This is a genomic window from Methanosarcina sp. MTP4 (genome assembly GCF_000970045.1).
Lineage (GTDB): Archaea > Halobacteriota > Methanosarcinia > Methanosarcinales > Methanosarcinaceae > MTP4.
Map to the genome: position 1 here is coordinate 3,711,524 of NZ_CP009505.1, position 24,896 is coordinate 3,736,419.

At 42.9% G+C, this 24,896-nt stretch carries 21 protein-coding genes, 1 tRNA gene and 3 CRISPR repeat arrays; of the genes, 8 read left to right on the forward strand and 14 right to left on the reverse strand.

Annotated elements, in window-relative coordinates:
* Position 1: 1 nt before the first annotated feature.
* The 7 genes from csm5 to ltrA form a co-directional block, all read right to left on the reverse strand.
* Positions 2-1,198, reverse strand: coding sequence for a type III-A CRISPR-associated RAMP protein Csm5 (gene csm5 / locus MSMTP_RS15565; protein ID WP_048181311.1), 1,197 nt, complete (start codon positions 1,196-1,198; stop codon positions 2-4).
* Positions 1,195-2,202: a type III-A CRISPR-associated RAMP protein Csm4 gene (csm4, locus tag MSMTP_RS15570; protein ID WP_048181317.1), complete on the reverse strand. Its 1,008-nt coding sequence runs from the start codon at positions 2,200-2,202 to the stop codon at positions 1,195-1,197. Before csm4 ends, csm5 begins: the two co-directional genes overlap by 4 nt.
* On the reverse strand, positions 2,195-2,989 hold the full coding sequence (gene csm3 / locus MSMTP_RS15575; protein ID WP_052718428.1) for a type III-A CRISPR-associated RAMP protein Csm3: 795 nt from the start codon (positions 2,987-2,989) through the stop codon (positions 2,195-2,197). Before csm3 ends, csm4 begins: the two co-directional genes overlap by 8 nt.
* Positions 2,990-3,508, reverse strand: a complete 519-nt coding sequence (csm2, locus tag MSMTP_RS15580) for a type III-A CRISPR-associated protein Csm2 (protein ID WP_048181320.1) — start codon at positions 3,506-3,508, stop codon at positions 2,990-2,992. It abuts the gene before it with no gap.
* A complete protein-coding gene (gene cas10, locus MSMTP_RS15585) occupies positions 3,508-6,051 on the reverse strand; it encodes a type III-A CRISPR-associated protein Cas10/Csm1 (protein ID WP_048181322.1) in 2,544 nt (847 codons plus the stop codon). The genes csm2 and cas10 overlap by 1 nt, the downstream gene beginning before the upstream one ends.
* A 124-nt stretch (positions 6,052-6,175) precedes the next feature.
* Positions 6,176-7,162: a CRISPR direct-repeat array (repeat unit 37 nt; unit sequence GTTTCAATCCTTGTTTTGCTGGAAGCTGTTTTGCAAC).
* Between the two features lie 443 nt (positions 7,163-7,605).
* Positions 7,606-8,277 (reverse strand): CRISPR-associated endonuclease Cas6, encoded by a 672-nt coding sequence (locus MSMTP_RS15590; RefSeq protein ID WP_048183797.1) that lies wholly within the window; start codon positions 8,275-8,277, stop codon positions 7,606-7,608.
* Between the two features lie 62 nt (positions 8,278-8,339).
* The gene (ltrA, locus tag MSMTP_RS15595) at positions 8,340-9,656 is read right to left on the reverse strand and encodes a group II intron reverse transcriptase/maturase (RefSeq protein WP_082090661.1); all 1,317 of its coding nucleotides are present in this window, start codon (positions 9,654-9,656) and stop codon (positions 8,340-8,342) included.
* A 416-nt stretch (positions 9,657-10,072) separates the two neighbouring features.
* Positions 10,073-11,199: a CRISPR direct-repeat array (repeat unit 37 nt; unit sequence GTTTCAATCCTTGTTTTGCTGGAAGCTGTTTTGCAAC).
* 535 nt (positions 11,200-11,734) lie between these two features.
* Here ltrA and cas1 point away from each other — a divergent pair.
* From cas1 to MSMTP_RS15610, 3 genes are read left to right on the forward strand one after another with little or no spacing between them, the layout of a single operon-like run.
* Positions 11,735-12,742: a CRISPR-associated endonuclease Cas1 gene (gene cas1 / locus MSMTP_RS15600; protein WP_052718431.1), complete on the forward strand. Its 1,008-nt coding sequence runs from the start codon at positions 11,735-11,737 to the stop codon at positions 12,740-12,742.
* 2 nt (positions 12,743-12,744) lie between these two features.
* Positions 12,745-13,047, forward strand: a complete 303-nt coding sequence (gene cas2, locus MSMTP_RS15605) for a CRISPR-associated endonuclease Cas2 (protein ID WP_197076101.1) — start codon at positions 12,745-12,747, stop codon at positions 13,045-13,047.
* 35 nt (positions 13,048-13,082) lie between these two features.
* On the forward strand, positions 13,083-13,850 hold the full coding sequence (locus tag MSMTP_RS15610) for a DUF6293 family protein (protein WP_048181325.1): 768 nt from the start codon (positions 13,083-13,085) through the stop codon (positions 13,848-13,850).
* Positions 13,851-14,031: 181 nt separating this feature from the next.
* Positions 14,032-14,655: a CRISPR direct-repeat array (repeat unit 37 nt; unit sequence GTTTCAATCCTTGTTTTAGTGGATCTTGCTCACGAAT).
* Between the two features lie 304 nt (positions 14,656-14,959).
* Here MSMTP_RS15610 and MSMTP_RS15615 read toward each other — a convergent pair.
* Positions 14,960-15,295 (reverse strand): ribbon-helix-helix domain-containing protein, encoded by a 336-nt coding sequence (locus MSMTP_RS15615; protein ID WP_048181327.1) that lies wholly within the window; start codon positions 15,293-15,295, stop codon positions 14,960-14,962.
* 116 nt (positions 15,296-15,411) lie between these two features.
* On the reverse strand, positions 15,412-15,684 hold the full coding sequence (locus MSMTP_RS15620; protein WP_048181329.1) for a ribbon-helix-helix domain-containing protein: 273 nt from the start codon (positions 15,682-15,684) through the stop codon (positions 15,412-15,414).
* Between the two features lie 860 nt (positions 15,685-16,544).
* On the opposite strand from MSMTP_RS15620, the gene MSMTP_RS15625 reads away from it, so the two are divergent.
* The 5 genes from MSMTP_RS15625 to MSMTP_RS15640 all read left to right on the forward strand — a co-directional run bounded on the left by MSMTP_RS15625 (position 16,545) and on the right by MSMTP_RS15640 (position 19,989).
* On the forward strand, positions 16,545-16,775 hold the full coding sequence (locus tag MSMTP_RS15625) for a hypothetical protein (protein WP_048181331.1): 231 nt from the start codon (positions 16,545-16,547) through the stop codon (positions 16,773-16,775).
* 498 nt (positions 16,776-17,273) lie between these two features.
* Positions 17,274-17,717, forward strand: a complete 444-nt coding sequence (locus MSMTP_RS15630) for a DUF6011 domain-containing protein (RefSeq protein WP_048181333.1) — start codon at positions 17,274-17,276, stop codon at positions 17,715-17,717.
* 32 nt (positions 17,718-17,749) lie between these two features.
* Positions 17,750-19,090, forward strand: coding sequence for a hypothetical protein (locus MSMTP_RS15635; protein ID WP_048181335.1), 1,341 nt, complete (start codon positions 17,750-17,752; stop codon positions 19,088-19,090).
* The gene (locus tag MSMTP_RS20090; RefSeq protein ID WP_231582822.1) at positions 19,087-19,332 is read left to right on the forward strand and encodes a hypothetical protein; all 246 of its coding nucleotides are present in this window, start codon (positions 19,087-19,089) and stop codon (positions 19,330-19,332) included. The genes MSMTP_RS15635 and MSMTP_RS20090 overlap by 4 nt, the downstream gene beginning before the upstream one ends.
* Positions 19,333-19,362: 30 nt before the next feature.
* Positions 19,363-19,989: a transposase gene (locus MSMTP_RS15640; RefSeq protein ID WP_231582823.1), complete on the forward strand. Its 627-nt coding sequence runs from the start codon at positions 19,363-19,365 to the stop codon at positions 19,987-19,989.
* Positions 19,990-20,112: 123 nt separating this feature from the next.
* On the opposite strand, the gene MSMTP_RS15645 is transcribed toward MSMTP_RS15640, so the two are convergent.
* From MSMTP_RS15645 to MSMTP_RS15665, 5 genes are all read right to left on the reverse strand, one after another.
* Complete coding sequence (locus tag MSMTP_RS15645) at positions 20,113-21,261, reverse strand: site-specific integrase (RefSeq protein WP_052718433.1); 1,149 nt, start codon at positions 21,259-21,261, stop codon at positions 20,113-20,115.
* 80 nt (positions 21,262-21,341) lie between these two features.
* A tRNA-Thr gene (locus MSMTP_RS15650) sits at positions 21,342-21,413 on the reverse strand.
* Between the two features lie 290 nt (positions 21,414-21,703).
* On the reverse strand, positions 21,704-22,714 hold the full coding sequence (locus tag MSMTP_RS15655) for a class I SAM-dependent methyltransferase family protein (RefSeq protein WP_048181337.1): 1,011 nt from the start codon (positions 22,712-22,714) through the stop codon (positions 21,704-21,706).
* Between the two features lie 231 nt (positions 22,715-22,945).
* The gene (locus MSMTP_RS15660) at positions 22,946-23,599 is read right to left on the reverse strand and encodes a LysE family transporter (RefSeq protein WP_048181340.1); all 654 of its coding nucleotides are present in this window, start codon (positions 23,597-23,599) and stop codon (positions 22,946-22,948) included.
* A gap of 163 nt (positions 23,600-23,762) precedes the next feature.
* Positions 23,763-24,776 (reverse strand): transcription initiation factor IIB, encoded by a 1,014-nt coding sequence (locus MSMTP_RS15665; RefSeq protein ID WP_048181342.1) that lies wholly within the window; start codon positions 24,774-24,776, stop codon positions 23,763-23,765.
* Between the last annotated feature and the right edge of the window lie 120 nt (positions 24,777-24,896).

Below are 24,896 nucleotides of genomic sequence, written 5' to 3' on the forward strand. Positions count from 1 at the left end.
TTCAATTCACCTGTTCAAATGAGGAGTCTAAATGTTTAAATGATAATTTCACCCATCCTAGAGGTTTGCCTTCAATTGTTAATCTCCTTGTTTTTGGAAAGTTGGATGAATATTTATTTGTTCCTGGTTTTCTGCCAAGTTGTAAATGTTCTCTTATAGAATTTTCAGTGTGTTTTCGATGATTTGAACTTTTTTCTAACGAACTTGTAAAATTAGGAAAAGAATCTAAGATCAAACCTATGGTTGTACTGTACCAGCCTCCACCCCAGCCGATATGCAAAATTGCTTCATTTTCTTCACATTTTAAAACTTCATTCCATAACATATCAAACTCATCAATTGTACTGTCACAATTGTAATTTTCCCACATATATTCCAGATGTTTTTCGAGAACATTCTTTGAAAATTCATTGCAAGCTTTGCAAATTGCCTGGACATTCATGTATTTTGCACAGGGATGGTTTTTGAAGTCTGGTTTCCCTTTATTCTGGTTAAGCAAATATTCATCAAAAACAAGATCGAAAAATAGTTCAGAGCCAGCTTTCAAGTTCTCAACATACACGGGGATTTCCTGTGAGTTCCCAACTATTTTGATTTCTGAAACCTCTAAATGATTTTTTCCTGCAATAATTGTATCTGAGGGTCTCATTACGCGAAGTATATCCGAATGTGTATCCTTTCCAAACACGATTTTTGAAATATTGTCATCAAGAGATTTTAAGTCCCTGCCGGAAATTCTATGCTTCTTTAACCAGGGCTTCAGGCCATTCTGGACAATCTCAACTCCGTCAGGCCTTTCTGTCAGGCTCTTCCACAATAATGCTGTCCTGATTGCTCCTTTTATGGATGAACCCGGTAAATACGGTCCTCCGCATTTTACGAACTCCTTGATAGCAAACTCGGATTCTCGACTTCGCGTTTCAATTTTTGCATCAACGGCATAGGATGTAAAAGCATTGGGATCGATATTGTTTACATTCATAAATCTGGTTATGGAAAAATCCCTGCCTGTGTAATATCTACGATTTTGCATCTCCTCTTTGAGGTCTATATTTTCCTTGATGCAGTGTTCAATGAATTTTTCAAAATTTATGAATTTGATTATCCCTTTTCTCTTATTCAGGTGAAAATCGACCATTTTCAGTTCGTTACCATTCCCAACATGCAGGGGAGATAAAAGTTTCATACTGCATTTCATGCTTTTTCATCCCCACTGATACTTATTGGGATCGAATAGGCAAACCCATAATGGTATATGTTTTTGATTTCTTCCAGGTCTGAATCGTCTTTGATCAGTTTGCCTTCAGGCTTTTTTTCAAATATGGACCCTTCCTTTATGAAAAGCCTCTGAGCTTTCTGAGAGGAATTTCCGGAGCCGTAGGGGTAAGCGTAGCCTCCTCTTAAAGAAAAGCCCCACCTTGCATTTTTATCAGAAAAAAGTTGTTTCTCATCGGTTGTTGGGTCCTCACTATCGTTTGGATAGAAGAGGGATAGAAGAAGATGGGCATCTGAATCCGGCAGTTCCAAATGAATTTCTTCTTCCTCAAGAGAAAAATTTCCGTATCCCCATGTTCTCTTTCCGCCGATTCCATCATGCTGGAGTAAACGCAGTGCTGAAAGCACTCTGTTTTCCAATTCTTTGTTTGCACATTCAAGGATGAACCAGATCCCTGAATCCTTTTTAAAACAAAATGAACCAAGGAAGTAGATACTGGATTCTGCGCTATCTCTACTTATGGACACCTTAGGAAGAAGTAATCCCGTTCCAAATCCTGAATCTTCACACTCTTTTGCAGCTTCGTTTTCCGTGATTTCTTTGAGGTCATTTTCCGATAATTCCTTTTCTGCAATCCATTTTTCAAAAAAATCTTTAGTTAGATAACTGGTCTTTTTTAATTTTTTAGAATAATCCTGAAGTAAGTCTTCATCAATATTCGCCCTGCTCATAGGTTTAGGAAAATAAAGGATTTTATCTGCGAAGGGAAAACCTGAAGAGATCCTGAAAAGGGGTTCGGTTTCAAAATTCTTGAGAAAATCTGTTACCCATTTTCTTCCATAGAGTTTTGCAAGAGCGTTGCAGATTGCGTTGAATATGGTGTCCGAGTGCAGTACAAGACTGCTTTCCTCAAGCCCGATTCCAATTTCTCCGATATGCAGGGGGGAAGTGAAATTAAGCTTTACAATCTTGACGTTCTCAGGCATTCTTTTCCCCTGTGAAGCTGCTTATTATATCTTCTACTGAGATTATCTCTTCTTCTGACTTGTTTTCCAGAATGAGACTCTCATCACCGGAAATGTAGTATTTCTTTGGATATCCGGTATACCTTATATTTTCAAATTTTACCTTTCCATAACCTCTTGAACCGTGGCCACCAAGAGCATCCTGTTCGAGCAATTTCAAAGCCATCTGGATTCTTGTGATGTCTTCTTCAAGCTCAGCTTCTTCTTCGGCATCATAAACAAGTTCGAACTCGAATCTGGCTCCTGCCGGAACCCTTTCGATCTGCCTCGGGTTTGCTGCCGAACTTATCCGATCGATGCTGTTTTCAAACTTCCACTCAGTGTAGGGGAGACCGGTGTCAATATTTAACAGTTCCTTGTCATTTGAAAGGAGCATGTCCCGGACAATTAAACGGCTGGGAATATTCTTTTGATCTTTAGTATCCTCATCTTTTTTACTGCTCCCGAAAAGTCTGCAGATTTCACAGTGTTTGTCCGTGCAGACATGCACATTGATATCGGGCTTACTGCTTATTCTAACGAGGTCTTTTTCCAGGGCCTTTTCGGAGAGGCTTCTTAGTTTTCCTTTCAATGAACTGCCAGGAATATATGGAAGATCTGTTAGCGGATCCCGGACTACGGGACTGTCGATACCTCCAATCTTTACCGTTTCTTTAGAAGCCCCGATGTGCATACCGGTAACTACTATCATATCACCTGTGATCTTAATCTTTCCAAGAAATTTGAGTTTCATAGGTTCTTCACTCATTTAATCACGCCCCCCTGCAAGTTTGTGATATGCTATTACACCTTCAAGCAGCGTCACAACCAGCTCGAACTGTTTATTATTCAAATCCGTGTTTTCCGGGAATCTTTCGTTGTCAAGCATGGAATCAAGGAGGTCTGTCAACCTTGTAAGATTAGAATTACGAGCTGTTATGTATGCAAGGTTAAGTTTTAATTTTGAAATATCGGCAGGCTTGATTCCAGACGTTTTTGTTTTCTCTATTTTTGTTTTCTCTTTAACTATCTGGAAGCCGGTAAGCAACCTGCGTAGCTGGGTGAATGTGATTTTGTCTTTTGAAAGTTTAATGCCCATTATGCAGGAAGCGTTCAGAATTTTGGAAGAATCAATATCTGAACCTGACATTAACGGCCGGATGTACACCCTTTCTTCCTTTTCGTACCACTTGTTAATCATCCATGAATCAGAATTTTTTGCCACATTACACAGCTCGATTAATCTTCCTATTTTAAGTAAGTTTGAAAGTTCATTATCTTCACTCATTAATTCACCTTCCTTCCCCGTAGATCCAAAATATTCAGAGGCAGATCGATATCATAAATCGGATTCACTTTTTCGTCAGGAACAGAATAGAAATATTTTCTTAGTTTGTTATTTTTATCAAGGATTTTCTTCAGGTCTTTATTCCGTGAAACAAAATAATGTAACTGGATAACCCAGTTGGCTTTTTCAGGATCTTTACAATACATTTCTCTCGCATCGAGAAGCTTTCTCACCATGGTTTTGGAGGAATTTCCTTTTTCTTTCATGATGTACCAGAAAAAAGGTTCAAAATTAGAGAAGAGTTTCCTTGCGTCTTCCCATTCAAGGGAGTCTTTTATTTCTTCAAAATCTTTTATTTCTTTAAACGTCTCTAAAATATGATCCTTCCCCACACCCCTATTAAGGAGATAGACCCTGTTTCTGCCTTCATCTTTGGAACATTCTTCTTTATTTCCGCAGACTCTGGCAATCTGGTACAGTGGGTGTTTATTATTGAAGATAGAAAATCCGGCTGAAATCGTAACGTGCGGATTCTCAGCTACATATTTGCGGAACAAACCTTGAATGTCAAAACAGAGTTCAAAAACGTCATCCCAAGCTCCGAGTATGAAAAGATCGTCACCGCCTGCATAGACTATGCTGATATTACGTGAAGGGTCTCTACTCTTTACAAGGTTTGGCGAATTGCTCTGCCAGTTGCAGACGTCCAAGACATTTTCTTCATCAAATTCTCCGAGAAAGTTTAGATAACCTTTGAAGAAATAGTTCATCATCCTAGATAAACTGGATATCCTGGTGATTGTTCGCCGATTATCGGGAAGCCCTAATGTGAAAATCTTTCCGAGATTGTCAACATCCATCCGGACCGCACCGAGCTTCTTCGAGCCCTCCGATTTATCCGCAAGCTGCTCAAAGGTAAGGAGTTGCCTGTCAGTTTCCTTTTCATCGGATTTGGCACAGTAAATAGCAATAGGCAAAGATGAAACATGAATATCAGGAGGAATTTTTTTACTTTTCATCAGGTTAATTATTTCACCTGTATCAAAGTTGTTAACAGCATATACTGAGGAAGACTTACTGACCGTCCCCATTGTCTCTTTATCCATAATCTTCATCGTACTGAATGGTATGGAAAAGCCTTCGCCCCTGTACTTTGTTTTTAATATGTAGAACGAATCACCTAACCTGGCCAGTTCACTTCCAATTTTCATCTGTTCACGGCAAAGGGGACAAAATGCCACATCCTCTTCATCAACCGATTCCAGATCTTTATATGGAGTTCTCTTCCTGCATGCATCACAGGGATCGCCTTTGTCTCCAAGTTCCAGTATTTTTGAAGGATTCTTTTCAAGTGCCGACTGATATTTTTGAGCCTTCTTCAATGAGTTTTTCTGGTTAATATCCATCCATATCTTGCTGAAATTTTCAAACTTCTTCCCGCAGAAAGGAATACAGGAAAGAGCCACGTAAAGGCTGCTACTGAGTCCGTTGGCAATTAGCCAGCCTTCCGAACCCTTTCCTTCCAGGTTATTTTCTATTCCATAAAGGTCATTTTCTATTTCTTTCAATTTATTTTTTGCATCCTCAGTGTTTGGAGCAAGAATGTAAAAATTTCCGCCTCCGGAATAGAGAATGTTTGTCTTCGGAAGCCCGAGCCTTTCAACTATCTCGTGTACGATGTCCTCGCAGAACATCTCCAGATAAAAGGACCGTCCTCTGAGAAGCCTCATAGCCCCTTTAGAGGAAATACGGTATATGAAGTCCTGGATTCCGGAAACATCCCCACCTATTAGCAGATAATTTTCAGCCTTCAAATCGGAAATTTCATTCACAAGATCCTTTTCGAGTTCCTTTTCATGGAGCCTGTACATGCAGGAAGCAATCGCACAGGTTGTCTTGAGGTGATCAAAAAGTGAAATATCATTGTTCGCACCAGAACCGGCCGGAATAAATGCAGTGTTCTGCTCAAGGAACATCAACAGGAGGTCTTCGTTAATCCGGTTCTCGTCGAGGTCCAGGAGTTTTCCAAAGAAATCCTTGAAAGATTTGTATATCTCTCCACATCCCTCCTCTGCCAGGGCAGGCAGGTCTTCCTTTAACCAGGGATACACAAAGGCCTTCGAGTCAAGTTTTACGGAAGGATAGTACTTTATGGGAACTTCAAACTTCTTACCCTCCTTCTCCTCCTTGATCCCCGAGATCCCCGAAAAAACAGACCTCAAAAGGTGCTTTCCAGCGGCATCTTCTCCATCACTACCGTCATTACCTGAAGAAAGCCTGGAAGCTTCCCTCACCATCCATAAAAGGTTCCTGGATTTTTGGCTCAGCCCCTCCTCCACAATTTCATCAACCGATCGGGCATGGTGATACTTCGCAAACGCAGAAAAGCCTTCGGTGTTCGCAAACGAGCTGAGAAACTCAAATCCCCTCTCAGCATGCCCTTTCGCCTCACCTTCAGGAGCCGGCACAACATGCCCTATGTCATGCAGCAGAGCTCCTATTTTCAGAAAAAGATAATCAGAATTGGTGTCACTTTTAGACATTATGGAATTGTTTAGTTATAGAATATTTAAACATTTCTAAATATTTTCAGAAATTTTGAGATATAAAATCAGAAAAAATATAAAAAAAGTTGTTGTTTTTATACTTGCTTTATCCACGTTTAAGGCTTCAATCCTTGTTTTGCTGGAAGCTGTTTTGCAACTTGGCTATTACATGTTTACTCTGCCACTTTTAAAAAATAGTTTCAATCCTTGTTTTGCTGGAAGCTGTTTTGCAACAAGAGAGAGATGACTGGAACCGTTTGGTTCTAGAAGTTTCAATCCTTGTTTTGCTGGAAGCTGTTTTGCAACCTTGTCCATATAGATGACATCTTGTTATACTTTACATGTTTCAATCCTTGTTTTGCTGGAAGCTGTTTTGCAACTGTCTATTTGGACGTCTCTGATGAATCAAAATACACCGAGGTTTCAATCCTTGTTTTGCTGGAAGCTGTTTTGCAACTACTGTCTGCGGTTTTTGTGGTAGGGTATGAATATAGTTTCAATCCTTGTTTTGCTGGAAGCTGTTTTGCAACTTGAGCTATGTGAGTAAAGCAAGATTATCAAGACGAATGGTTTCAATCCTTGTTTTGCTGGAAGCTGTTTTGCAACTCTGGTAGTTCTTAGGGACGGCAAAGAAATTTATGTTTCAATCCTTGTTTTGCTGGAAGCTGTTTTGCAACAAATCACTAAACATGGAAGAAGGGACAGAAATTTGTTTCAATCCTTGTTTTGCTGGAAGCTGTTTTGCAACTGGAGGAATTTGCTTCTTCCCCGCGTTCGGAGGAGGTTTCAATCCTTGTTTTGCTGGAAGCTGTTTTGCAACCAAATGGCTATCAGTAGCGGGCAACCTTATTTAGTGTTTCAATCCTTGTTTTGCTGGAAGCTGTTTTGCAACTTTGGGTTCCACAAAATTCTTTTTTCAGATTAAAGAGTTTCAATCCTTGTTTTGCTGGAAGCTGTTTTGCAACCCGGAATAGAAGTTTCCGTTGATGAGGAAATAAAGTTTCAATCCTTGTTTTGCTGGAAGCTGTTTTGCAACAAATATTTTGGGTCTGGTCTTGTACGAAGGGCATAGTTTCAATCCTTGTTTTGCTGGAAGCTGTTTTGCAACAGGGTTTCAAAAAGCCCTATTAAGCCTTTATTTTCAAAATAGAGCAATTTTTTCCGCATACCCATTTTGGCAATTTCCGCTGATCTCCCTGTTACACTATAGTATATAAAGATCAGCGGCATATTAATTTTTCGAAAATGAACTGGCTGATGTTGATATTATATTCTAAGAATGTACAATTATGTACATTGGGGTGAATTTCTTTAGAAACTTGGGGTAGATCCGCGGAAATCAACCTGTTCATTTTGTGTATATTCAAGCCTATTGATGTTGAAACTGAATTTCGCACCTCGAGGGTCCGGAAATGAAAACTCCTTTGTGATTTTTGGGGTTTGGGTTTGAAGACAGGTTTACTGGCGGCTGAGTTACTGAAAATTTGTAGATTTGATGGTGCAAAATCGGATTTTTGCAAAAAAGTGGGGAGAAAGAGCTGGAAGGGAGATTCAGTTGTCCCGGTATACGCGGATTTTTCGGACGGTGCCTCTGCCCATTGCTGTGGATTTGCCAATTCCCATATAGTCGGGGATGCAGAAGTTTGCCATGAAACCGCCGTAGAAGGAGAGGAAGTTTACGTCTTTGTACTCGCTATTTGTTACCCTTACATCGAGGTCGCATTTGATCCGGTCGGGGACGGTGTAGCCGAGGCCTTTTGACATGGAAAGGAGGTTTCCCGTGAGGATTCTGCGGAGCATTTCTTTTTGCTCTTCCAGGGTTTTGAGCTGCATGAACTTTTCGTGGTTTTCCTGGTTCAGGGGGAGCCAGGGGGTAAGGAACTCGTAGAAGTAGATCTTGTCCGAAAGCCCGAATTCCTGGTTCTTGATCGTCATGGACCGCTGGATTATCTCGTACTCGGTTTCCCCCAGCCTGACCGAGTCAAAGTCGTCAAAGATCTCTTTCAGGACATCGATTCCTTCGTTTATGCCCAGGATGAGGGGCCTTTTCCCGACCACCTTGTACTGGATTGTAGGATAACCGTACACGAATTTGTCCGTGTTGTGGTTGTGAAGCTGGACGTATTCGTTGAATTTCGTGGCGAAAAAGCCTCGGGTGCAGAGGATGTTTTCCTTGAATTCCTTTGTGGACTTGAAGGACATTTCGAGGGTTTTGAGTTTCATGTTGACCAGCACGGGATAGCCTGAAATTTTTTAAGGTGCAAAATTAAAAAAGAGTTGACCGGTTAAAAAGCTTTTGAAACTCCCCTGTCCTCTCCGCCTTCTCCACCTCCCCCGTCTCCTCTACATCCCCAGTCCCCTCCGTTTCTTCCTTCACCCTGCGCCGTAGAAGCTTCCAGTTCCCGTGACTTCCTTATATATTCACGGAGCTGGGCGTTGAAATAGCGCTGGATCTCCTCAAGCCCCTCGGTGTACTCCGTGTGCCGGTAATAATAGTACCAGGGGCACACAACCTTCTGGACCTCCTCAAGCACAGATTCCAGGGGCTCTGGAGCCTGTGGGTTGAATTCCGTTGCTTTTTCTATGGCTTCAATCACCCTTCTGACCGAGCCATCGGTGGGAGTTATCCGGATTTTCCCTTCAAGCCCCTCTTCGGAAGAGACCTCCAGAAAGTAATAGCCAAGGAATTCAAACCCCTTTTCAAGATTGCTTATCAGGGTCTTTTCCTTGTTTACTTCAAGGTCCAGGTCTGCAAGGACTTTCCTTATGCGAGCGAACTCCACCCAGTTCTTGCCAAGAACCACAAAATCATCCGCATACCTTACAAGCCGCTCCCCGGGCTCTCCCGCATCCCCTGCAAAAACCTCCCGCTTCCAGCACTTATCGAATTGATCGAGGTAGATGTTCACGAGCAGGGGAGAGATAACCCCTCCCTGCAGCACTCCTTTTTCGGGATAGGATACGGAGCCTCCCTTCACAACCCCTACCTTCAGCCAGGACTCGATGAGGGACAGAACATATTTGTCCCCGATCCTTGTTTTCAGGCAGTCCATGAGCTTTTCATGGGGGATATTGTCGAAGCAGTCCTTCACGTCCCCTTTGACCACCCGGTTCATTCCGGTTTCCAGCCACCTGTACACCTCAAGGCTTGCAAGTCTCGTGGACCTGCAGGGCCGAAAGCCAAAGGAAGAGTCCTCGAAATCCGCCTCGAAGATAGGCTCGATCACCAGCTTCACCGCCCCCTGGACAAGCCTGTCCTTCACAGTCATGATCCCGAGATGCCTTTTGCCTCCGCTGTCCTTCGGGATATCGACTCTGCGCACGTTTTCAGCCCTGTACCTCTCCGTTTTCAGCTCCTCTCTCACAGTCCGCAAAAACTCTTCCACGCCTGCCTCCTCGACCTGCCTGATAGAAAGAAAATCCACACCTGCTGCACTGCTGTCCCTGTTCAGGTTCTCCCAGGCTGCATGCAGAACCTCTTTTCTCACGAGCAGCTTTTTCAGGTGCTTGAAACGCTTTTCCTTCCTGCTGCTCGCTTTCCGGTACAGCTTCAATTGGAGATCTGCAACAGCTTGACTGCGATGACGACAATCTTCGCCCATAGCACAACCCTCCAGCAGATCTTACAAAAAGTCCCCGTACGCTTCAACACCCTCTTCCGGCCTTCCGGCTGCTTCTCAACAATCCCGTCCCAAAATTTCTTAAATCTCAACTGCGACTCTCTTACATGTTTGCAGGATATCACATCGCTCCTCCTTTTTTAATTGGTTAAACACCAATCATCTCCTGCTCCTGATGTCCCAGGTGACGAAGAATTCGATAGCATACGCAACGATTCGATAACCTATCTTATGCTTCGGAAGCACAGCTTTTTAGTCTGAAAAAACAGAGTTAATTTTTTAAGATTATACAGCCGGACAAAAGAGAGTTTTTGAGAAAAAAATCAGACTTGCCGCATGTTGGAGCTGCTTTGCGGCATGAGTCGTTAGTAGTATACTATGGTGAGGACATTTTTTTCGTATTGATCCTTGTTTTGCTGGAAGCTGTTTTGCAACGTGTTGAGAGAGGTCTAAAAAATGTCACTTAATACGGTTTCAATCCTTGTTTTGCTGGAAGCTGTTTTGCAACATTGGCACCCAATGGGAAGGGTGCACAAGGAGCTAGAAGTTTCAATCCTTGTTTTGCTGGAAGCTGTTTTGCAACTAAAAAAGCAGAGGATTCTTTCCTTGTGAGAGTTTGTTTCAATCCTTGTTTTGCTGGAAGCTGTTTTGCAACTGGAGTGGAGTATGGCTCAGGATATTAGATTAAAGTTTCAATCCTTGTTTTGCTGGAAGCTGTTTTGCAACAGAACTTTGAAGTCTTACAGCGCAGGGGATCAGGCGTTTCAATCCTTGTTTTGCTGGAAGCTGTTTTGCAACATTAGAACCGGTAGAGATAGACGCTATCGGTTACATAGTTTCAATCCTTGTTTTGCTGGAAGCTGTTTTGCAACAACAAAAAAGAAAGAGAAAAAGAGGATGATAAATTGGTTTCAATCCTTGTTTTGCTGGAAGCTGTTTTGCAACAGAGAAAAAGATTTTTGATGCTTCCAAAGTTTTACAGTTTCAATCCTTGTTTTGCTGGAAGCTGTTTTGCAACAGAAAAAGCATGGGGATATGCGGAGGTACAATATCGTTTCAATCCTTGTTTTGCTGGAAGCTGTTTTGCAACTTTGGACAACGATGTAATCACAATAATCACTAAAGTTTCAATCCTTGTTTTGCTGGAAGCTGTTTTGCAACTTTTTATTCGTGCCTGGTGTTAAAGAATGGGCAGAAGTTTCAATCCTTGTTTTGCTGGAAGCTGTTTTGCAACAGTGAATATGACTTCACGCCAAAAGCTCTAAAAAAGTTTCAATCCTTGTTTTGCTGGAAGCTGTTTTGCAACTGCAGGATAAAGTCGTCGATGCCATGAAAGACATCAGTTTCAATCCTTGTTTTGCTGGAAGCTGTTTTGCAACGACGAGAAAATTGTCGGATGGATTGCCGAATATAGTTTCAATCCTTGTTTTGCTGGAAGCTGTTTTGCAACCTCGATTATAATGGGAATGATTATAAAGACCTGTTTCAGTTTCAATCCTTGTTTTGCTGGAAGCTGTTTTGCAACAGGGTTTCAAAAAGCCCTATTAAGCCTTTGTTTTCAAAATAGAGCAATTTTTTCCGCATACCCATTTTGGCAATTTCCGCTGATCTCCCTGTTACACTATAGTATATAAGGATCAGCGGCATATTAATTTTTCGAAAAAGAACTGACTGATGTTGATATTATATTTTAACAATGTACAATTGTGTACGTTGGGGTGAATTTCTTTAGGAACTTGGGGTAGATCAGCGGAAATCAACCTGTTCATTTTGTGTACATTCAAGCCTATTGATGTTGAAACTGAATTTCGCACCTTGAGGTTCCGGAAACTGGAAATTGAGAGCATTTTTTAAAGAGTTCTCCGGATGACACCCTGACGGCTGCATTACCCTGGAATATTTTTTGAATTCATAGGCAATTTAGATTATTCCATGAAGGAAAATCGCATTCGGAAGCCGTTTGTTCGATTCCGCATCGAATTGATCGAAAGACGCTATATTTGCACGGGGAGGCATAAGGAAAAGTAAAGAACGGATTTTCTAAAAGGAGGACTACCAGGATGCGAGTTGTGATTGATGAATACGGGACTTATGTGCACAAGAAGCGAAACCGCTTTGTCACAATGAACAATAAGGACAAGGCGGTTAAATGGGAATTTTCGGCAGACAAGGTTACCCAGATTCTGGTTTACAGGGGAGCTGCCATCACTGCGGATGCAATTGACCTTGCGGTCAAAAAGGGCATAGACATCATTTATCTGGACAAGTTCGGAAAGCCTTTTGCAAGGACATATTCGTGCAAATTCGAGAATTCTGCTGCGGTCCACCGCTGCCAGGTGCGGGCGTATGACAGCGAAAAAGGAGCCCGGCTGATGAGGGGGATGATCGAGGCAAAGATCAGGAACCAGTCATATCTGCTAAAAAGCCTTGCAAGGAACAGGGAAGACAGGGAACTGGAAGAGACAGCCGAACATATCCTTTCCCTCTGTGCAGGGCTTCCCGAAGGCGGAGACATCGACATGTCCAGAAACAGGCTTTTCGGGATCGAAGGGGAAGCTTCCAGGGAATATTTCGGAGCCCTTGGGACCGTGCTTCCCGAAAAAGCATATTCAGGGAAAAGGACAAAGCAGCCCCCGGAAGACCTTTTCAATGCCCTGCTCAGCTACGGATACGGGATCCTCTACACCGAAGTGGAAAAAGCCTGCGTCCTTGCCGGGCTTGACCCTTACATGGGTTTCCTGCATACCGACAGGCCGGGAAAGCCCTCCATGGTTCTGGACCTGATGGAAGAGTTCAGGCAGCCCGTGGTTGACAGGGCAGCAATCTCCCTTGTCTCGAAAAAGGCAGTAAAGCCCGACGAACTCAAAGCGGTTGAAAACGGCTTTTACCTGGACCGGTCGGGGAGGCATAAGATGGTCGAAGCCATGAGCTCAAGGCTTTCGAAAATAATCACTTACAGGAAAGACCGGCACTCCTTTTCCAGCCTGGTACTCCGGCAGGCGAGGGAAGTCGTGAAGTTCATCTGCGGAGAGGAAGAGGCTTACTCTCCTTTCGTGTACGGGGGATGAAAGTGCTTCTCTGGCTCATCTACGATATCACGGACAATTCCCTTCGCTACCGGGTCTGTGAGACCTGCAAGGACTTTGGCCTCTTCAGGGTCCAGAAAAGCGTGTTCTTCGGGGAACTGGACGCCGACAAAACAGCCTCGATTCTGGATAAAATGGAAGATATCTTGAACGATGAAAACAAAACAGAGCATGATTCGGTACTCATCCTTCCGGTCTGCCGGGCATGCCTTTCAAAAATGCTCGCCGCCGGGAGAATGTTTGATGCCGGCCTGTACACGGACCGGGAATGTGTAATTCTCGGCTGAAATCAAGGGGAAATCAGGGAATATGGAGGATAAGCATGTCAGTATTGATTGCTACGGTTGGTGGAACTGAAAGTGTTGTAAAGCTCGGTTTTCGAATGATGGAAAACGTGGAAAAAGTAATACTCGTCCCCGGAAAGCCGTTCGAACAGGTAATGGAAAAGTCTGAAATCAAGCAAGGAAAAACCCGTTCCAACCCCGTCCGAAAAGCCTATGAACTGAAAAAGTCAATCGAGGACTTCGGAGCGGAGGTCGAGATTCACGAAGTAAACCCCCTCAATTTCAAGGAATGCCTGATAAGGATCATAGAACTGATACAGGAACAGCCCGAAGGAACTGATGTCGCAGTAAACGTAACCGGCGGGACAAAGCTCCTCTCCCTTGCTGCAATGAACGCCGCCTGCATGTGCTACTGCAAAGCTTTCTACGTCCAGGAAAAAGGTTCCGGAGACATAAAAGTTGACCTGCCGTCCCCCAATTCCGGCTACTTTTACGACATAGGAGACCAGGCGAAGAAAATACTATCGTACCTTCTGGACGAGCACAAAAAGTTGAAAAAACCCGTAGAAGAATGCAGTGATTACGAGTTGAAGAAATTCATAAATCGAGAGATAGCCGGTGGACTGAAAGTGACATCACAGACTATCACCAATAAACTCCAGATGCTGGAAGCAGACGGGCTTCTCATGAGTAAAAAAGGTGCCCTTAAAAACTCGTCAGGATTAGGGAAAAGCAGCGTGAAGATCTGGTGGCTTACTGATGAAGGTAGAATATACGCTACCTACTTCAGCAAAAAGGGTTCTTGATCTCTCTACTATTATTTTTTCACATTTTAGCCTGTTTTCATCTTCATTTACTTTTGTTGAAACTACCTTGCATTTGAGTTTTTTCTGTAAAATCTCTTGTTCTTTTGTAGTGAAATCCCTGTTTTAGTGGGTCATGATCACGAATCACCCCCGCCCCATTGTTTCCAATGGAAACAAAAAAGTTTCAATCCTTTTTTGCTGGAAGCTGTTTTGCAACTTGAAGTTGGAGTAGTAGACACCGATATGAAGAAAGTTTCAATCCTTGTTTTAGTGGATCTTGCTCACGAATGGAGAGAGTTGGAATTGAGTATGATAAGGAGGTGTTTGTTTCAATCCTTGTTTTAGTGGATCTTGCTCACGAATTCGTAAGATTTCATTTATTGCCTCTTTCCTTGCTTCGGTTTCAATCCTTGTTTTAGTGGATCTTGCTCACGAATTTGAGTAAGGCATTAACTAATAGGGCAAATGTAGTACGTTTCAATCCTTGTTTTAGTGGATCTTGCTCACGAATCACGGCAGAAGCGAAGGGAGATGGTCAGGGAAACTGAGTTTCAATCCTTGTTTTAGTGGATCTTGCTCACGAATGGAGTTGACAGAACATGAAAACCGTAGCTGATCTAAGTTTCAATCCTTGTTTTAGTGGATCTTGCTCACGAATGCTATGAACGTTCCGACGCTTGAGCAGTGGGGGGTATGTTTCAATCCTTGTTTTAGTGGATCTTGCTCACGAATTTACAAACGATATTACTAAGATCGAACAGGAAATTGGTTTCAATCCTTGTTTTAGTGGATCTTGCTCACGAATGGGGCATGATCCGCTTACTTCTATGCGGCATTATCAGGGGCTGGCTTTCACGAAGGAAGAGAAGGGGGAGATTAAGAGAAGATTGGCCGGGTGGACGGAGTGATTTGAAGGGTGTGAGGTGGGTGAGGGAAAAGTGGCTTTGTAGGAAAGCTTTCTGAGATATTTTTTTGGATTTAAGATTCTACCAAACTAAAACGTTTAACGCTTGAAGATATGATTTATTTTTTTGTACAGTGTAGAATTTCTAGAATCGTTTTTTGTGCCGATAAATCTGGAATTTTTGGAGCCTTAGTTTGTGAGTTACTCACTCAGTTTGTTTGAGGATTTCGGTTTGATTCATAGGATTTTTAGATTTTTCTTGTTTTTTCACAAAATCTGCTTTACACAAAGAAGCCAAAAGTTCTTTACCTTCTTCAGTTTGTAAAATAGCATTGAGCATTATTTCGGGGAGTTTAGTTTCACTTTGTTGAATTTCTCTACTAACCCTCTCATCATACTTTGCAATAAACTCAGCTATTGCTGTATTTACAAAATCTGAAACACTACTAAACTCTCCAGAATCTACGAACTCATCTATTCGATTTTTTAAATAAGGGCTTATAGTTGAGCTAATCTTTTCTTTTTTATATTGAATTGCCATAAGATTACACCAAAATCCTGTAGTTAGATTAACATTTCATAAAAATCATGAAAAAAGGCAGAATAAAAGGAATAATAATTACTTTAATATCACTTTTTTAGATTTTTCTTGCTTTTTCACAAATCTGCTTTACACAAAGAAGCCAAAAGTTCTCTACCTTCTCCAGTTTGTAAAATAGCATTGAGCATTATTTCAGGGAGTTTTGTTTCACTTTGTTGAATTTCTCTACTAACCCTCTCATCATACTTCGCAATAAACTCAGCTATTGCTGTATTTACAAAATCTGAAACACTACTAAACTCTCCAGAATCTACGAACTCATCTATTCGATTTTTTAAATAAGGGCTTATAGTTGAGCTAATCTTTTCTTTTTTATATTGAATTGTCATAAGATTACACCAAAATCCTGTATTAGATTAACATTTCCAACATAAAAAATTAGTGGTATTTTTTCAAATAAGAATTTATGAATTAATTACATCATTTCTTGAACCCACTACCCGCACAAAGTTTCTCTATTTTTCACGTTTTACCTGCTATCGATTTTGATATAATAAAATTTTATTGGACTGTTCGAGGGGATTCAAAGCGGATATATAGCGAATATAGGCATCTAAAAACAATAGCATGCAATTTTCACGGGATTCTATGCAGATTCTTCTTATTTTCGAATGTTGTAAAAACGTTCTCGTGAAAATTGTTGATTTTCATACAAATACTGTGGAATATGGACTTGAAAATCAAGATGTGCATTCGGAACCATGCAGAGTTTATTACGTGACGAGTCCTTACCCCTAAATTTAAAGAGTAGACAAAGTTCGAGTAGGGATCTTTTTTAGAGAGTGTCGGGAAAGTCCATAATTACCCAAAATTTTGTCCATATTAGGATGTCTTATAAATTTAACAAGTATGTACGATGGTGATTTTTGGAGTTGAAGTTCGATGAATGTGTGTTGTTAATTATAAATTCCAGACTTTTCCGATGATTTCCCTTCAAAAAATTAACAATATAAATATAATTGGGAACCAATAAGTAAATTACAACAATTCAAAAACGCAATTTTTATATAATTTAAGGGAGTTGCTCATGATAATCACCTTTTCTAGCTCTATAATGACTGCTGAAAGCATTATACTGACCTTTCCACGGGTATTATGCCCCGAGAAGTGTCAATCTAGAGAATGCTGACGAAGCCGACTTCGAGAATTTTGTTTACTGTGGTTTATGAAATAAAGGATTGAAAGAAAAATGAGTTCCGAAAAAGTTACACTTGAGGAATTCCGAAATCATCCTCTCGTCCATAAGTTTGCAGAAATGCCAGACGACATTTATTCCAACTTCGCGATATCTAACCCGACCATGAAAATCGCGGTTGATACCGTTCGGCAAGTACTTAAAATGTCCCAAAAAACACAAAAGGAGATGAAAGATGGAGACGAAACCGTTTCACGAAAAAACAGGAACAGTAATGAGGAGTGAAAAATTAACCCGCGGGCGCCCACCCTACGAATCAAAAATCACTCCAAATTTCAAAAACGCCTTTATTTTATATTTATTTTTTGCCGGGATGTGCAGACATGTACATAGGACACGTATGCCCCGCGTCCATCTCAGGACCTTGCCCCCTTTCGACTTCGTCGATCGCTCTGGTTCTGCTGCTCCATCCTCGCAGGGACCTTCTGAAACCGGCTCTATTTTCCCTTTAGTAGACCCCAATGATGTCATAAAAATGCAGGGAGGTGGTCCTGACGTCCCGCTTTAAATCTGGGCTGCATCCACGCACATTTGAGGGTCTTTCCGAAACCGAACGGAAAGCAGTGCGAGCTGCGATGGTTGCTTATAATTACCACTACCCCGCTGCTCCTTTTTTTGAAGAAGAGGAGTTTTACCAGAACGTGTACAAAGTTGGAAAGTGGGTAAAGGGGATTTTCCCATGATTCCTCGACGTGGAGGAAGGGATATGCAGGAGACGGTTTGATGGTATCGAAAGTTTGCCTCCGATGCAATCGCCCCCTCAAAAACCCCCTGAGTCAAGAGAGAGGGTACGGCCCGGAATGCTGGAAAAAGATTCAACAACATGTAGAAAAAAGACAAGATTATCCCCTCCCCTGCTCTATTTCTGACCCTATTATTGCCTCTGAGACCCTGGCAGAGATCTCCCGCAGGGCACGGGTAGCAAACCGTAAAAAATGCGATTGTGGGAAGTCGCTCGTTTCTGGAGAGGTGAAAACTTATGACCATGACTGTGGGGAGACCCTGGCAGGCTTCTCACATCCCCAGTGGGTATACCTCACATGTCCAAAGTGCGGGTATCAATGGGCCTACTGGAAGCTGCGCGGGCCTTCCCTGAAAGATCTATCTGAACCGCAGAGCACTCCAAACCCTTGTGAAGTGGACATGAGTCCTCGCCGACTATTTTGAAACCAAGCTATCTACTATTCCTCAGGAGATCTATGGCAGGACTTACCAAGGCCCAGATCTCTGATATCTGGGCGGAAACATCAGAAAAACCTCTCTCAATGAAGCAAATAACCCAGAATCTCGGTCTGGATGGAAAAAAAGGATATCTGCAAGTCTATAATTATTTCCAGACTAAAAAGGCAAGATCTCATTTTTTTATGAGAAAAGAAAATTCAATCCTCTGGATTCAAGCAAACCCCCAAAACAAACTAGACTTGATCTTAGATAAGCAAAATTCGAAAAAAACCAAACTCGTAATCGGAAGGCATCATTCAATACCTGGGGTAAAACGTGCCAGTCCTGAGAGGATGGAAGCAATCTTAAAAACCACCCGCTGCAAGGGTTATGGATATACTGATAAAAAAACAGGAAAATTTATTAAAACTAATAATATAAAAGAGGAAAACATAAAATTGTTTTGGAACTACATCAACCGTGTCTCAAAGGAAAAAATCACATATACCCGTTCAACGGATGGAGATCCTGTATTTTCCAGCGAAAATGTATATTTACCATATGCTACCAGGTTCACTTCAAAAAAGAGGCAGCTTAAGATTGTAGAGGGCTACAGGGGAACCTGGTCAAATGCCTCAAAACGGTATCTCATAGGGGTTTTCCTGACTCTCACAGCCGATCCTAAAAAGCATAAATCCCTGTGGCATTGCAATTATGAAATGCGGAAGGCTTGGGATCGTCTCCGCTCCCTCATAAATACCTGGTTCCCTAAAAAAGTCCCCTGGATCTGCATAAGGGAATTTCAGGAAAACGGAAGGTTACATTTTCACGTCGTTTTCTTTGGTATAAACTGGCTTGAAACAAAGAAAAAAATCCAGTTTTTCTGGACCAAATATGGCGGCGGCTATGTAATGGACATCCACGCAATCCGCCGGACTTCTGACGGCTGGACCTGGTCCCGAAGTTGCCCTCTAGAAGCCGCTAATCAGGATCCAAAAACCTTCTTGTCGGAGTATCTCGAAAAATCGATGTCTCCATTATTCGGAATGGATTACTGGCTCACGGGTGTACAGTATTGGACCGCCTCCCGGGAGATCCGGGCAACCCATAAAAAAAAGGAAAAGCAGGGGAACTGGATATTCAAAGGGGTCAAAAGCCCTGTTACAAAGTTTCGTGCTTCCCATAGGAAGGACAGTAATGCCCTGTACTCCAGTTCTCTGTTGAAGAAAAAGCGGGTCAAAACTGGAACTGAAAATGGACCTGAAACAAAGCTCAAAGTAATACAGACTGATCCCCCGCCCCACACGGAATTTAGAAGGGCTTCTGATTTGTCCTGTAGTGCTAAACGGAGTTATCAACATGAGTCCAGGTATACATGAACAGATACGAATGGTTGAGGGTGCATGGGGATATGACCCTATCCTATAAACGGGATTATACCATCACAGAAAATTCAGTAAGCATAACAACGTTCAGTTCCGGGAGAAAACAGTACAGTATTCAGAACTACGCTTATGCTAAACAGTATTTCGAAAACCCCTGGAAATTCGGAGCCTCGAAGGTTGTAAGGCACGATGACGGTGATTACTATTTCCATCTCACGGTTTCCAAGGAAGTTTAGGACGTAAACATTACCGAAGCGTCTACTCTTATGGGGGTTGACGTTGGGATAAATTACCTTGCAGTTGCCTCTACCACTGACAAGAAATGCGAGTTTTTTGCGGGTGGAGAGCTTAAGAACCTCCGGAACACGTACAAGAAAATGAGAGCAAGGTTACAGTCTAAGGGAACTTTATCGGCAAAACGAGTTATGAAGCGGCTTTCCGGTAAAGAGAAACGTCTAATGAAAGATGTTAACCACTGCATCTCCAAAAAAATTGTTGAATTTGCGCTTGAAAACAATGTTTCCGTTATTGGTTTGGAAGACTTGACAGGAATTCGGGACAGGACTCAGTACAGGGTCCGGAAAAAACAGCGTTATACCCACAGCAGTTGGGCTTTTCGGCAACTGCAAACCTTCATTGAGTATAAAGCAAAACAGGTTGGAATTCTCGTAGAATATATTAATCCTGAATACACTTCCCAGACCTGTTCCCGGTGCAACCATATTTCTAAAAATAACAGGAAAGGGTTGAGGTTCCGGTGCGGAGCCTGTGGTTTCGAGATGAATGCAGACCTGAACGCCGCTAGAAACATTGAGCATAGAACACGGGATTTCAGGTATAGCGTGGAGTCTCAGGGGTGCTTGTCAACCATCCATACGAATAAAATGATCTGAGAGAATAATCAGGGATATTCAAGCCCCTTCCTCGGCTCCGAAGGAGACCGGGAGGGGTAGTTGACTGCCGACTTCCTTTATGCAATCCGAGCTATTTTTATTGGGGAGTGCCCTTCCAAAAAATTAATTGGTATTCGCGTTCTCAAGTGCTTCTATGGCTTCGTCGCTTTTTAGAAATAGCTTCCAGATTTTTGGCAAGCCTTGTTCATATTCCTGAACCTTCTTGAGAGAATCAAAATCCATCGCCATTCCACAACGTGAACAGAACTTTGAGGTAGGACCGTTAACCTTCTCACAACGAGGGCATTTTTTGCTTGTAAGTTCCGGAATCATGGACTCTTCCTTTTTAATGCCATAGATCCTCAGTAATGCGTCATCGATCTGCTTTCCGGAAAGGTGAACATAGATCCGTGGCATCTCTGAGCCGGGTACCCAACCTAAATGTTCTTCGAGCTGAGACTCGGTAAGATGCTGTGCCAGTTCCGTACTCCTTGAATGTCGGAACAGATGATTATAGACCCTTTTTTTGATGCCCGCTTTTTTAGCCACGGTTTTTATGAGTTTGCGGAAGGCTGCGTACTGAAGCTGTTGACCGCTTTTTCTCCCCCGGATCATTATCCATAAGTGAGCATCCGGATTGTCCTTATGTGAGTGAATATCAAGCCACGCTGCAAGGTAAGGGACAGAGAATATAATCCGTACACGTCTCATGCCGGTTTTTCCGCTTACAATCAGAATAGCCCCATACTGGTCAAAAACAACATGTTTAAGCTTAAGGGATCCCATTTCCCCTATACGCGCCCCTGTGTCATAGAGAACCGCTATAATTGCTTTGTCCCTAGGATGTTCGGCAGCCTCAATCATCTGCTTAATTTCGGCTTCTGAAAGCAGTTCTTCAGGCAACTTGGAGGAATTTTTCTTCATGGAAGTTTTAATCCATTTGATTTTATCCTCCATACCAAGCCATGTGAAAAAACGCTTTACAGCAAGCTTATAATCGTGCTTGGTCCATTCAGCCCAATCCGAACGTTCAATCCTTGCAACAATAGACTGAATATCTTCAAGTTCCATAGAGGAAAACTTAGTATCCGTCCACCCTGCAATGACATTAAGATGTGACAGGTATTTCAAGACCCGAACATTGGATAGCCCGTTGGCAAAAAGGTAATTCTCGAATTTAAAAAACAGCTTTTTGTTGTCCTTGCAGTACTTTCCTTCCTTAATCCGCTTTTCCACCGCAGTTAAAGCCCTATCAGTCTCATAAATGCTCATATGTACCTACCTCTTGGAAGCCACATTATATATGCAAAATCCAAGCGAAGTGAAAGTAAGGCTTTGAACTGACAGGACGAAGCCGCCGGAGGGACTCGAACCCTCGGCCTGCTGATTACGAATCAGCCGCTATACCGCTAAGCCACGACGGCACATAGATAAAAGATAAGCAGATCTAAAATAGCGGTCAAGGATTTAACTATTTCGCTTGTGAGGGGCATCTCAAACTATAAAAAAGGTTTTTTCAGAAAAAGAGGAAACAATTAAATTTTCTTGAAATATTTGAGATAATACCAGATAAAGATAAGAGTTAAAACGGTAGCTATTCCTATCATCACATAAGTAAAGGTTGACATATAAATCGCACTCCTGAATTATTCCTATCTATACAATCCGGTTTTTGTTCCAATCTTATATATACAATCCGATTTTGATAGTTATTTCAGAGAATCCGGACCTCGATACATATATTATACTGATGGGGAGCATACGAGCGGACAGTTTTCTCTTCAAGCACTTCGATATTCCTGCCTGCCCTTTCTGCAGCTTCTCGGATCATTTTTATTGAACCTTCGAACAGGTCGTCCTCGGGCGTCATTCCGTAGTAGTGGATTATTCCTCCGGGTTTTGTAAGGAGGATAGCAGAGTCAAGAAACTCGTGGGCGCTGTGAGGGAGGTTCATTATTACGTGGTCGGCAGTGCCTGCAAACTTTTCGGCTTCTTCCCGGGCATCGCCTTCGATTGCTTCGATGTTTTTAACCGAATTAAGGGAGATGTTTTCTCTCAGTAAGCGGACAGCTTCCGGGTTTTTATCGATTGCGACCACTTTTACGGGCCTGGCTTTCTTTGCAATAAGGACACTGTAAGGGCCAACGCCTGTGAACATGTCCACAACCGTTTCACCTTCCTTTACCCAGGTAAGAATCCTCGAACGTTCGGTGGACAGGCGAGGAGTAAAATAAGCTTTTGCAAGGTCGATTTTGTAGCGGCAGCCGTATTCCTTATGGATCGTCTCGGTCCTTGGTTCTCCCGCCACCACCTCGAATTCCCGGACCCTGAACTCCCCGATCACAGGAGTTAGGGGTTTTAATACGGTTTTTACATTCGGCTGAGTCCGGAGCAGGGCATCGGCAATTTTTAAGGCAGTTTCCGGGTCCGGAGCCTCGTCTTCCAGGAGGGCAATGTCGCCAATTACCTCGTAGCCGGGAGAAAAACCCAGAAGACCCTCTGGTGTGGGCTTTACATCCTGCCCCTCAAACTCGTAAACCACAATTTCCGCAACTTCAGGGAGCTCTTTCAGTTCCACAGGGGGGAGTTCCCGGATAATTGGGAGATAAAGATACGTTTCGTCCGAAGCGATCTTTGCGGAATGATCCAGAATTTCAAGTTCAAGTAGAACCCTCCGCGTTGGTTCTCCTTCCTTTTTAGGGACTTTTATGCACTGCCTTTTCATGGACTTCGACCTTCCGGACCTCTAAAGTAGCCTTTTTGTTATTAAAGTTTCTCGAAGCACCCTGCCGGAGAACAAAAAGTGGAAAGATGGAAAACGAAGGGGAATAGGAAAAAGAAAGGGTTACATTGAAAAGAAAAAGAGAGCAGAGAGAGGAAAAAAGAGAAAAAAATGGAAAAAGAGGGAAAGAAGGGGAAGGGCAGAGAAAAAAGAAAAGGATGAAAAATCCCCGAGTTACGCAAGCTGGACGGGATTGTTATAGTTAAGCATGAAATAAAGCCCGAAGATCACTAAAAATATCCCGCAGGCATAGAGAATATTTTCATGTGCTTTCCGGGAAAGCAAAGTATTTCCACGGCTGAAAGAGGCAGAAACAGCAGTAAACCAGCCCAGGTCTGCCAGCCAGTGCCCGAGCACGTAGGCAACTGCAATAACAATTCCCATCCGGTATTCCTGAAGCACCAGGGCACTGCCTGCAGTCAGCCACCAGATCCAAAAATAAGGGTTTGAAGCGGAGGTGATCAACCCTGCAGCCGGGGGGCTGGAGGTCAGGTTCATACCGGAAGTTCCAGAAGCCATCCCTACGGAGGAAACTGCTTTTGCGTCTTTTACCGTAAGCAGGCCAAAGCCCACAAGCGCAAGCCCCCCGAGAAGGGATACCGCAGAAATCGTACCGATCCCGACAAAAGATGCCGCCCCGAAGAGGATAAGGACGCAAAGCACAAGCTCGATAAGCATGTGCCCGAGCACCACTTCCGGGCCTGCGATCCATCCTTTTTTAAGAGAAGTCTCGATGGTTGCAAAAAGCATGGGTCCCGGGACAAGGGCGCCGGTAAGCCCAACAGTGAAACCCAGGAGAATTGCCTTGGAAATTTCAAGAGCCAACATCGTGATCTAAAAACCTTTTATAAATATATACTTAATTAAAAATACTTCGATACGCATAACTATAGAACATTGATTATAAAGTGAATGAAAAAACATTTGAAAAATTAAGCAAGACAAGGATCAAGAACGAAAAAATTGATAAAAGAAAAAATGGAGAAGAACCTTAGAGGATAATTTCAATATCCAGCTCTTCTGCAAGCTCCTTATACCTGTTCCTGATGGTAACTTCCGTTACCCCTGCTACATCCGCAACTTCCCGCTGGGTTCTGCGCTCGCCGCAGAGAATGGACGCGATATAGATTGCAGCTGCTGCAACGCCTGTGGGCCCTCTTCCGCTTGTGAGTTCCTTTTCGGAAGCCTGCCTTAAAATCTCAACGCTCTTGGACTGGACTTCTCCTTTCAGGTTGAGCCCGGAACAGAACCTGGGCACGTAGTCGATCGGGGAAGTAGGCATGAGCTTCAGGGCAAGTTCCCTTGAAATGAAGCGGTATGTCCTTCCGATTTCCTTCCTGCTTACCCTGGACACCTCTTCGATCTCGTCAAGGGTCCTCGGGACGCTGCACTGGCGGCAAGCCGCGTAAAGGGCTGCTGCTGCCACACCTTCAATACTCCTTCCACGGATAAGGTTCTTGTCCACAGCTTTCCTGTAGACCACGGCCGCGGTTTCCCGGACAGTCCTCGGAAGACCGAGAGCTGAAGCCATCCTGTCCAGTTCTGATAAAGCAAAAGCAAGGTTTCTTTCAGTTGCGTTGCTTACACGGATTCTACGCTGCCATTTTCTTAAACGATAGAGTTGAGCACGGTTTTTGGAGGAGATAGACTTTCCGTAGGAGTCCCTGTTCCTCCAGTCAATCATCGTGGAAAGCCCTTTGTCGTGGATTGTATAGGTCATGGGCGCTCCCACACGGGAACGCTTCATGCGCTGATCGTGATCGAAAGCTCGCCATTCGGGACCTTCATCTACAAAGTCGGCGTCAATGACCAGTCCGCAGTCCCCGCACACGAGCTCAGCCCTCTCATAATCGTGCACCAGGTTCCTGCTTCCGCATTCCGGACACACGGCCTTTTCCTTCTCAAAATTTTGCTCTTTTTGCTTCTCCTTGCGAGCTTTGATCATGGCACGTATTTTTTCTCTTTCAAGATTGTCCGAATAGCGAACTCTTTCGACTTCTACCATTTCATATCACCTTACAACTTAACATGACCATATGTTGTTCCTGCTGTCCTGCAACTCAGATTATGTGCTGCATTAAATGACAGTATTTTTATAAAACCGGGGAAAAGAAATCCAGAAACT